Source organism: Synechococcus sp. CB0205 (genome assembly GCF_000179255.1).
Classification (GTDB): Bacteria; Cyanobacteriota; Cyanobacteriia; order PCC-6307; family Cyanobiaceae; genus Vulcanococcus.
The window spans coordinates 1-9,311 of record NZ_ADXM01000066.1; the positions used below are offsets into that span (position 1 = coordinate 1).

The following is a 9,311-nucleotide window of genomic DNA, read 5'->3' on the forward strand; positions in this document are numbered from 1 at the left end:
GCCGCTAGTGATCTCGCGATCGCTGAGCGGCTCACAAACATACCAGAGCCGCTGTCGCCTTCGCTACAGGTCCGGGTTCCCTGGGAGGCCTCAGATGTCCTCGTCGGACTCCGGGTCACTCAGGAAGGTCTCCAAGGTCGTCAGCAGCAGGGCCAGGGCCGAATGACGGGCCAGGTCAGAGCCGCTGACGTGATCCAGCCACTGCCCTGAGAGTTGCTCGATCTGGGAGAACAGGGCCTGTCCCTCCCGCAGGCGCTCCATCACCCGATCGACGTTGGCCTCGTCGGTTGCCGGCAGGGGGCCGACGACGTAGCGGCGACCGTCATCCCCCACATAGGTGAGGTTGCCGTCGGCATCAAAAATCGGGACCGCATGGGGTGTGATCGGTCTGTCCTCCACAGCTCCCCCTCCAACGGCTACCCCCTCGTTAGCTCTGCCCAGGCCCAAGAGCAAGCTGCCAGGCTGCAGCCATGCTTCGCCTTGTTCTGGAACTCGCTCCCTGCCTCCTCGGTGGGGTCTGGCTGGGCCGGCGTTTCCCGACTCTCCCCAGCCGCCTGGCACCGCCGCTATTGCGCTGGGGCATGCCCCTCAGCCTCACGGGACTTCTCTTAAAGGGAGGCTTGCCCCTCAGCGCGATCCCCATGGCAGGGCTCATTGCCGGCTTGACCTTGGGCGGCCTGCTCCTCTGCCGCCAGGCCCCTGGCCTGCTGCCCACCCGCAGCCTGCAACTGGGAGCGATGGTTGGGAACACCGGCTACTTCGGGCTTCCCGTCGCCATTGCCCTACTGCCCAGCGAGGCCCTGGGCTTCAGCGTCATCTATGACCTCATCGGCACCCTCATCACCTGGAGTGCCGGTCCGCTGCTGCTGTCGCCAGGGAAAAGCGCAGCCACGGCGATGAACCTGCTGAAGACACCCGTCGTTCAGGCCCTGCTCCTGGCCCTCCCCCTCGGACTCACCCCATGGGGCCCCCTACTGGGGCAATGGCTCTGGCTGCCCGCTCGAATTGTGCTCTGGCTCCTCCTGATTCTCGTGGGGATGCGGTTGGGGCTGGTGCTGCAGCGAATCGATCAAGCGGACCAGGGCAAGAGGCCCTCACTGACCGGCGCCCTGATGATCAAGCTGCTGCTGCTCCCCGCCTTGATGTGGCTGCTGAGCGGACTGCTGCAGCTGCCGGAACTGATGCGACAGGCGCTGGTCCTCCAGGCCGCTGCACCGACGGCGATGTCCGTGCTTCTGCTCGCTGAAGCCGCCGACGCCCAAGGTGCAGGCGGCCAAGAAACCCTTCCCGCCGCCCGACTGGTGCTCTGGAGCAGTGGGGCCGCTGCCCTCAGCCTGCCGCTCTGGTTTCAGCTCACTGCAGCCATGTGAGTGATCAGGTCAATGCACTTGCAGCTGTAGGCCCACTCGTTGTCGTACCAGGACACCAGTTTCATAAAGGTGTCGCTCAGGGCCATTCCAGCGCCGGCATCGAAGACGGAGGTGCAGCTCTCACCAAGGAAATCATTGGAGACCACCTGGTCTTCGGTGTAACCCAGGATTCCCTTCAACTCCCCTTGAGAGGCGGCCCTCATCGCCGCCTTGACCTGCTCATAGCTGGCCGGCCTGGCCAGATTCACCGTGAGGTCGACCACGGAGACATCCGGGGTCGGGACCCGGAAGGCCATGCCCGTGAGCTTGCCGTTCAGTTCTGGGATCACCCGGCCCACAGCCTTCGCGGCGCCTGTGGAGCTGGGAATGATGCTCTGGCCGGCTCCGCGGCCACCGCGCCAGTCCTTCAGGGACGGGCTGTCCACGGGCTTTTGGGTGGCCGTCGTGGCGTGGACCGTACTCATCAAGCCACTGACAATGCCGAAGTTGTCGTGGACCACCTTGGCCAAGGGCGCCAGGCAGTTGGTCGTGCAGCTGGCGTTGGAGACGATGTCCTGGCCGGCGTAACTGCTGTGGTTCACCCCCATCACGAACATCGGGGTCTCGTCCTTCGAGGGGGCGCTCATCACCACCCGCTTCGCCCCGGCCTGAATGTGGGTGCGTGCCAGGGGATCCGTCAGGAAAAAGCCCGTGCTCTCGAGGACCGTATCCACTCCAATGGCATCCCACTTGAGGTTGCTTGGATCGCGCTCGGCCGTAATCCGGATGGCGTTCCCATCGACCACCAGCTGACCGTTCTCCACCTTGACCTCGCCTTTGAAGCGGCCATGGGTGGAGTCGTAGCGCAGCAGATAGGCCAGGTAATCGACATCAATCAAGTCATTGATGCCCGCCACCTCAACCCCGGGAGTGGCCATCGCGCGCCGGAAGGCCAGGCGGCCAATCCGACCAAAACCATTGATGCCGATCCGAACGGTCAAGGGAAGGGGCCCCGAATGCCACTCCCCAATACAGCGGGTGTTCCGGCTCTGTCGATGAAAAAACAGCAGACCTAGATCAAAAGGGCAGCCAATCAGCCCTCCTGGGGCTCCGTTTCGAATTGGTCGCTCAGCAGTCGCCGCTGGTATTCAGCCGTTAGAGCATTGAGGTGCTCAGTGGCCGCTGCCGTCATCTCCTCATCGATCTGATCGAAAGCAGAGCCCTCTGGAACCGTGATCCCCAGCACCAACGCCAGGGCATCAAACAGACGCACCTGATCGTTCTGCCAGGCCTGGTAGTCGCCTGCGACCTCGATCAAGGCGTCCTGCTCCACCGTGCCGCGATCCACCTCCGAGCGGATGGTCTGGATCTGAGCCAGCCGCGCTGAGCTCACCACCGCATGGGCCGCCCCCAGGGCCGCCAGCGCATCGCTGGCCTCCCGCTTGAGAACACTCAGGTCCCTGTTGCGAACTGCCTTGTCGATCGTCAGGGGCGAGCGCAGGCCTGGCATCTGACTGACGGCCGAGCGCTTCTGCGGCGTCGGAACCGGGCGCGCCGGCGGCGCTGGTTTCAGGGCTTGGCCCCAACGGATCAGGGCATTGCCGAGGCGCCGCCTCCAGCTGCGTCTTGCCATCCCCCTCCGAGCCGACCTGCTTCCAATCTGATGGGCCAGGGGCGAAATGGGTAGGGGAAAACCGAATGGCCCTCAGGACTGGGGCTCAATCTGCAGGGTGCTGTGGTCGATGCCCAGCTGGCGTAGGCGCTCCTCGCCAAGGCGGAGAAGATCAACCGATGGCTCGCCCTTGACCTGCAGATGGGCCGTCAGCGCGACCCGGCGGCCACCCAGGCCCCAGACATGGAGTTCGCTGACGCGCAACACCCCTGGCAGCTCCCGCAAGGCCGACTCAATAGCCTGCAGATCGTGCCCCTCCGGGACCGCATCAAGGCTCGCCGCGAGGGCTTGCTTGAGCAGCCCATAGGCACTGACCATCACCGCCGCACCGACCGCAATGGCCGTGATCGCATCGAGCTCCGTGCGGCCGGTCAGCGCCACCAGAATCGCGCTGAGCAACACAGCCGCTGAGACCGCCGCATCGCTCAGGAGATGCAGCACCGCCGCCCGGCGATTGAGATCGAGATGGTCCTGGGCCCCAAACAGCCGGGCGGACAGCAAATTGATCGCAATCCCTGCAGCGGCAGCAACCGCCACGGGCCCCGCCACCAGGGGCTCGGGCTGCTGCAGCCGGTCCAGGCCTTCCACCACCACCAGCAGGCCCGCTGCAAACACCAGCAGGCCATTGATCAAGGCCGCCAGGTGGGTGCTGCGGCCAAAGCCATAGGTGAAGCGACCGCGGGGGGGCTTCAAGCTCAGCCGCTCGGCCCCCCAAGCCAAGAGCAGGCCCACCACATCCCCCAGGTTGTGGATCGCATCGCCGATCAAGGCGAGGGAGCCAAAGCCAAAGCCGATCGCCAACTGCGCTCCCGTCAGGAAGGCATTCAGCAGCACGCTCCAGCGAAACGCCCCAGCGTGATGGTGGTGGTCGTGGTGACCCATGTCCCACTTTTAGAGTGGATTTCTGGAATCCGGTCCATGGCTGTCTCCGCCGTTCAGCAACACGCCATCGCACCCGCCAACGTGCTGCGCGGCAAAGGAGCCTGGACTGAAGCGCTGCCGCTGATCGCGGGCCTCTGCCAAGCACCTCTGCTGCTGGGCCGCAGCGCGGCCACCCGGGAACTGCGGCTCGGGCTCCAAGCCGATCTCAAGACCCAAGGCCTACGGGTACTCAGCGCGGAGCTCGAGTTCGACTGCTGCGAAGAGGACCTCAGCCGTCTCGCGGAGCTGAGCCAATCCCAGGGCTGTGATGGGGTCGTGGCCTGCGGCGGCGGCAAGGTGCTCGATGCCGGCAAGTTGCTGGCCCACCGCCTGGGGCTCCCCTGCATCACCGTGCCCACCAGTGCCGCCACCTGCGCGGGCTGGACGGCGCTGGCCAATCTCTACAGCCCCCAGGGGGCATTCCAGGGAGATGTCGCTCTGGAGCACTGCCCGGAGCTGCTGGTCTTCGACCACGGCCTGGTGGCCTCAGCTCCCAACCGCACCCTGGCTAGCGGCATCGCCGATGCCATGGCCAAGTGGTACGAGGCCTCCGTCAGCAGCGGCGCCAGCCGCGATGGCCTAGTGCAACAGGCCGTGCAACAGGCCCGGGTGCTGCGGGATCAACTGCTGCTGGAGGCCGAGCAGGCCCTCGGTGAGGTCGGCGGCGAGGCCTGGGTGCGCGTGGCGGAAGCCAGCGGCCTGACGGCCGGCCTGATCGGAGGGATTGGCGGCGCCCGCTGCCGCACCGTCGCCGCCCATGCGGTTCACAACGGCCTGACCCAACTGGAGGCCAGCCACGGCCAACTCCACGGGGAGAAGGTGGGCTTTGGAATCCTGGTGCAATTGCGGCTGGAGGAAAGCGTCGGGGGTAGCCAGCTGGCGGCCCAAGCCCGGCGACAACTGCTGCCCTTCTTCCAACGCCTGAAGCTCCCCGTCAGCCTGGCGGACCTCGGGCTCGCCCAGGCCAGCCTCGCTGAACTGCAGGAGGTGGCGGAGTTTGCCTGCCGGCCTGGCTCAGATCTCCATCACCTGCCCTTCAGCGTCGGTCCAGCGGATGTCCTGGCGGCCCTGGTCAGCACCACCGCCGCCCTGAGCAGCGTGGATGCCTGAGCACCTGGATCAGCGGCAGCTGCTGGAGCGCGCCGCCAAAACCCTGCTGGATCCCAAAGGACAGGCCATCGCACGCGCGGTGCAGTGGTGGGACCTGCCGAGCGCCTGCGACCAAACCCGTGAACCCTGGCCCGTGGCGGTCCTGGGCTCAGGAGCGCCGGTGCTGCTGCTGCATGGCTTTGACAGCTCCCACCTGGAGTTTCGGCGGCTCAGCCCGCTGCTCTCAGGCCACGCCCAGCTGTTTATCCCCGACCTCTACGGCTTTGGCTTCTGCCCCAGGCCCCAGGGCGGCGACTACAGCCCCGCGGGGGTGCTGCGCCACCTGGACGCCGTGCTCGATGCGGTCCTCGAGCGCAGTGGCGCCCAGCGGGTTGGCCTGATTGGTGCCTCCATGGGCGGATCGGCGGCCGTGGAATTGGCCCGCCGGCGCCCGGAGCAGATCGATCGCTTGCTGCTGCTTGCCCCAGCGGGCCTGACGGGGAAACCCATGCCGGTTCCGCCCTTGCTCAACCAACTGGGCGCGCGCTTTTTGGCCCTGCCGGCGATTCGGCGCGGGCTCTGCCGCAGTGCCTTTGCCCAACCCGACCGTGATGTGGGGCCCGCGGAGCTGGAGATCGCCTCGATCCATCTGCGCTGCCCCAACTGGGCCCCCGCCCTGGCGGCCTTTGCCGGCAGTGGTGGCTTCGGGGGCTGCGGGTTGCCGCTGCCGCAGCAGAGACTGCAGGTGCTCTGGGGCGCCAACGACCGGATCCTGCAGGGCAAAGCCAAGGCCGACGCCGCAGTTCTGTTAGGAGAGCGCATCACCGAGCTGAGCGATTGCGGGCATCTGCCCCACATCGATCAGCCCGACACCGTGGTGCGCACCTGGCATGGCTGATCCCGTTCTGCAGCTGCTGGCCAGTGGGCTGCAGTTCTGGATTCGCCAGCAATGCGAGTCCGTCAATCAGCTCGAGCTCCAGCTGCACGGCTCCACCCTGGCCCTACTGCGGGGACGGCTGGAGGGTGTCAGCCTGGTGGCCCGCAAGGCGGTCTTTAGTGCCCTTGAGATCGAGCGGGTGGAGCTGCGTAGCGGCGCGATCAGCGTCCAGATCGGCCGGCTGGTGAAGGGGCAGTCCCTGCAGCTGGATCAATCCTTCAGCGTGGCGGGCAGCGCCGAATTCAGTGGCCCTGGCCTGAGCCGCTCGTTTAGCAGTGCCCATTGGCGCGGCCTGGGCGATCAAATCAGCGAGGCGCTGTTGGGTCTGACTCCACTGCAGGAGTTGACGATCGCAGGCGACCAGCTGCTGGTGCGCGCCCAGGGGCGGGAGATGGCGACCCAGCCGCTGGCGGAGGCTGGCTGCGTTGTCCTGCAGCAGAGCGATGGCCCCCAGCGCTATGCCCTGCCCGGAGACCCCAACATCAGCATCGAACGGGCGGAACTGCAGTCCGGCCGTCTGCTGGTCAGCGGCAGAGCGACGGTCAGCCCCTAGGCCAGGAAGGTCACCACGGTGAAAAACACCGCGGGGATGAACAGATAGCTGTCGATGCGATCGAGGATGCCGCCATGGCCGGGCAGGAAATCGCCCGAATCCTTGACGCCGGCATCGCGCTTCATCATCGATTCAGTCAGGTCCCCCACCAGGGCGAAGACCGTGACCATCGCCCCGAGCAAGGCACCAATCGCCCAGCCCCAGCTCCAGCCCAGCAGCACCCCAAACAGGGCCCCGAGCAGCATCGAGCAGATCAACCCGCCCAGGGCACCCTCCACGGTTTTCCCCGGCGAGGTGGGCGAGAGGGGAGTGCGGCCGTAGCGGCGGCCAATCATGTAGCTGCCGATGTCCGTCGCCACGATCTGCAGGCAGGCCATCAGCATCAACACCATCCCCGAGGTCAGCGGCCAAGGCCAGTGCTGCAGATTCGGCGCCAAGAGCGGATCGGTGAGATCGCGCAGGCGAATCCAGTAGCTGGGCAGATAGCCCAAATAAAAGAGGGCAAAGATGGAGGAGGCGATATCGGCGATCGTCCCGGTGACGGGCTGCAACAGCAGCCAGCCGCAGATGACTGCCCCGGCCACCGGCAGCACCGCAGCGGAGAGCTCCGAGGCAAAGCCGACCCCCGCCACATCGCCGCCATGGGCCCACTGGGTGGTGATCAGCAGCAGCTGCACGAGCACCAAGGTGGTCTTGCTGGCCGGACGGATGCCCTTGGCCCGGGCCAGGTCGAAGTACTCCAGCAGGCCCAGGTGGACCATCACCCCAAGGGCGATGGTGAACCACCAGCCCCCCAGACCCACCACCAACAGACCGAAGGCACCGGCGGCGTAGCCGCTCAGCAGGCGCTGGGGGGAGGTTCGGGTGCGCGGGGGAGGAATCAAGGGCGTTCTGCCGCAATCACAAACAGGGGTTCTGCGGCCGCCAAGCGGGCCTGGCTGCCGCGGCGCTGCATCCGGTGAACCGTGGCTTGCACCACCTGCAGATCGACTGCCGCCAGTTGCCCCAAGGTATCGGTGGCGTCCACCAGCCCCTCCAGGCTGGCGGTACTGATGACCAGCCGACCGGCTGGGACCAGGGCCTCCCAGACCTGATGCAGGACATCCCGCAGCGGGCGGCCCACCTCCAGCAGCACCCGATCCGGGCGGGGCGGCAACTGCGCCAGGCCATCGGGCGCTTCCCCCTGGTGGATGTGCAGGTTCTCAATGCCAAAGCGGCGGCGGTTGCGCTCCAGCAGCTCAATGCCGTCGGGATCCCGCTCGAGCGTGTGGACAGCCCCTGCGGGCATCAAGCGGGCAATCTCCAGGGCCAGGGCCCCGGTGCCGCCGCCCACATCCCAAACCAGGGAATCGCTCTTGGGCCGCAGGTGCGAGAGCAGCATCACCCGCTGCTCCATCGGGGTCGGGCTGAAGCCGGGGGCATCGGCAAAGGCCGCATCCGGCAAACCCGGGGTGACGAAATCCCATTGGAAGGAGCCCTTCCCTGCCGCGGGCATGCTCCGCCTCACGCGATCAGCACCTTCACCGTATCAGCGATCTGATTGGGCCAAAGCCGCCGCTGCTCCTGCAACCAGGCGGCCCGTGGCCCATCGATGCGCTCCCCCGGAATCAACAGGGGAATCCCCGGGGGGTAAGGGCAGAGGGGTTCCGCCGCCAGGCGCCCGGCGGCCTGCTCGAGGGGCACCGCTTCTGCCGGCGCCCGCCAGGCTTCCGCCAGGGGCCGCTCCGGGCTGGCCACCAGAGGCAACGGCGGAGGACTGAAGGTCAACAATTCCGCGCTTCCGAGCGACCGGCGCAGCTGGTGCAGGGCCGCGGGCAACTGCCGCAGCAGGCCTCTGGGCGGCTGCAGTCCCAAACAGAAGGTCAGGCAACCCGGCTCAGGCAGCTCCGCGATCACCCCCCGCTGCATCAACCAGTCATCAGCCTCCAGGCCATTGATGCCATCGGCGGCGCAGATCCAGCTCAGCCGCAGCGGATCTTGGTTCTCCAGCAGCCGCAAGCCACGGGCCTGGAGGCGCTGGCGCAGCCGTAGGCCCTGATCGAGAGCCCGGCGCAGTTGCTGGTGTCCTTGGCCACTGCGCAGATGCAGCAGTGCGGCCTCCGTTGAGGCCAACAGAAGGGCGCTGGGGCTGGAGGTTTGCAGCCAGAGCAGCGCCCGCTCAATCCGCCCGGGATCCAAATCGCTCAATGCACCCTGCAGCAACACAGCGCTTTGGGCCAGGCCAGCGGCGGCCTTCTGCAGGGACTGCACCACCAGATCCGCCCCAGCGTCCAGGCCAGTCGCCGGCAGCCGCGGATCCAGACCCAAATGGGCGCCATGGGCCTCATCGAGCAGCACCGGCAGCCCCTGCCGGTGGGCCAGCGCCACCAAGCCCGCCAGATCCCCAGCGAGACCTTGGTAACTGGGTGAGACCAGCACCAGCGCCGCAAGAGGCCCCTCGGCCAGGGCCGCGCGAATCACCGCCTCCAGGTGCTCAGGGCTGGGGGGCAGCCAGAGACCCGAAGCCGGATCAAAGGGCAGATCAAACAGGACGGGCTCCAGTTGCCCGAGCAGACAGCCGTGCAGCAGGGAGCGATGCAGATTCCGCGGCAGTAGGACCCGCTCACCCGGTTGCGCCAGAGCCAGCAGACCGGCTTGCAGCAGACCACTGGCCCCGTTGACGCCGTACCAGCAGCGCTTGGCTCCCAGCAGATCCGCAAGGGCCCGTTGACTGTCCGCCACGGCCCCCTCGTCCTCGAGCGGTCCACCGATCTCAGGCAACTCCGGCAAATCCCAGCGGCCCGGGGCTTG

11 protein-coding genes are annotated in these 9,311 nt (G+C 67.0%); 4 read left to right on the plus strand and 7 right to left on the minus strand.

Features of this window, described 5'->3' with window-relative positions; genetic code table 11:
- Positions 1-90: 90 nt before the first annotated feature.
- Positions 91-399 carry a hypothetical protein gene (locus CB0205_RS0112805; protein WP_010317863.1) on the minus strand — a complete coding sequence of 103 codons (309 nt, stop codon included), beginning with the start codon at positions 397-399 and terminating at the stop codon, positions 91-93.
- Between the two features lie 71 nt (positions 400-470).
- On the opposite strand from CB0205_RS0112805, the gene CB0205_RS0112810 reads away from it, so the two are divergent.
- Positions 471-1,370, plus strand: coding sequence for a malate transporter (locus CB0205_RS0112810; protein WP_010317864.1), 900 nt, complete (start codon positions 471-473; stop codon positions 1,368-1,370).
- Here CB0205_RS0112810 and gap read toward each other — a convergent pair.
- From gap to CB0205_RS0112825, 3 genes are all read right to left on the minus strand, one after another.
- Entirely contained in the window at positions 1,349-2,350 is a 1,002-nt protein-coding gene (gene gap, locus CB0205_RS0112815) for a type I glyceraldehyde-3-phosphate dehydrogenase (protein WP_010317865.1), read from the minus strand. The genes CB0205_RS0112810 and gap overlap by 22 nt on opposite strands.
- Positions 2,351-2,442: 92 nt before the next feature.
- Positions 2,443-2,982, minus strand: a complete 540-nt coding sequence (locus tag CB0205_RS16190; RefSeq protein WP_010317866.1) for a hypothetical protein — start codon at positions 2,980-2,982, stop codon at positions 2,443-2,445.
- Between the two features lie 72 nt (positions 2,983-3,054).
- Complete coding sequence (locus CB0205_RS0112825; RefSeq protein ID WP_010317867.1) at positions 3,055-3,903, minus strand: cation diffusion facilitator family transporter; 849 nt, start codon at positions 3,901-3,903, stop codon at positions 3,055-3,057.
- Between the two features lie 36 nt (positions 3,904-3,939).
- Between CB0205_RS0112825 and CB0205_RS0112830 the strand changes: the two genes are divergently transcribed.
- From CB0205_RS0112830 to CB0205_RS0112840, 3 genes are read left to right on the plus strand one after another with little or no spacing between them, the layout of a single operon-like run.
- The gene (locus CB0205_RS0112830) at positions 3,940-5,052 is read left to right on the plus strand and encodes an iron-containing alcohol dehydrogenase family protein (protein WP_043706164.1); all 1,113 of its coding nucleotides are present in this window, start codon (positions 3,940-3,942) and stop codon (positions 5,050-5,052) included.
- On the plus strand, positions 5,045-5,929 hold the full coding sequence (locus tag CB0205_RS0112835; RefSeq protein WP_010317869.1) for an alpha/beta fold hydrolase: 885 nt from the start codon (positions 5,045-5,047) through the stop codon (positions 5,927-5,929). The genes CB0205_RS0112830 and CB0205_RS0112835 overlap by 8 nt, the downstream gene beginning before the upstream one ends.
- Positions 5,922-6,521 (plus strand): LmeA family phospholipid-binding protein, encoded by a 600-nt coding sequence (locus CB0205_RS0112840; RefSeq protein ID WP_010317870.1) that lies wholly within the window; start codon positions 5,922-5,924, stop codon positions 6,519-6,521. The genes CB0205_RS0112835 and CB0205_RS0112840 overlap by 8 nt, the downstream gene beginning before the upstream one ends.
- Here CB0205_RS0112840 and CB0205_RS0112845 read toward each other — a convergent pair.
- The 3 genes from CB0205_RS0112845 to CB0205_RS0112855 all read right to left on the minus strand — a co-directional run.
- Entirely contained in the window at positions 6,518-7,405 is an 888-nt protein-coding gene (locus CB0205_RS0112845; protein WP_010317871.1) for a phosphatidate cytidylyltransferase, read from the minus strand. The two genes, CB0205_RS0112840 and CB0205_RS0112845, sit on opposite strands and share 4 nt — an antisense overlap.
- The gene (gene cbiT / locus CB0205_RS0112850; protein ID WP_010317872.1) at positions 7,402-8,016 is read right to left on the minus strand and encodes a precorrin-6Y C5,15-methyltransferase subunit CbiT; all 615 of its coding nucleotides are present in this window, start codon (positions 8,014-8,016) and stop codon (positions 7,402-7,404) included. Before cbiT ends, CB0205_RS0112845 begins: the two co-directional genes overlap by 4 nt.
- A gap of 8 nt (positions 8,017-8,024) precedes the next feature.
- Positions 8,025-9,311, minus strand: a 1,287-nt coding sequence (locus CB0205_RS0112855; protein WP_010317873.1) for an aminotransferase class I/II-fold pyridoxal phosphate-dependent enzyme, incomplete at its 5' end; no start/stop codon positions are given.

Excerpts from the sequence above, each read along its gene's own strand:
- cbiT (WP_010317872.1), bottom strand. The coding sequence starts at position 8,016 with ATGCCCGCGGCAGGGAAGGGCTCCTTCCAATGGGATTTCGTCACCCCG.
- CB0205_RS0112835 (WP_010317869.1), top strand. The coding sequence starts at position 5,045 with ATGCCTGAGCACCTGGATCAGCGGCAGCTGCTGGAGCGCGCCGCCAAA.
- CB0205_RS0112840 (WP_010317870.1), top strand. The coding sequence starts at position 5,922 with ATGGCTGATCCCGTTCTGCAGCTGCTGGCCAGTGGGCTGCAGTTCTGG.
- CB0205_RS0112825 (WP_010317867.1), bottom strand. The coding sequence starts at position 3,903 with ATGGGTCACCACGACCACCACCATCACGCTGGGGCGTTTCGCTGGAGC.
- CB0205_RS0112810 (WP_010317864.1), top strand. The coding sequence starts at position 471 with ATGCTTCGCCTTGTTCTGGAACTCGCTCCCTGCCTCCTCGGTGGGGTC.
- CB0205_RS16190 (WP_010317866.1), bottom strand. The coding sequence starts at position 2,982 with ATGGCAAGACGCAGCTGGAGGCGGCGCCTCGGCAATGCCCTGATCCGT.
- CB0205_RS0112830 (WP_043706164.1), top strand. The coding sequence starts at position 3,940 with ATGGCTGTCTCCGCCGTTCAGCAACACGCCATCGCACCCGCCAACGTG.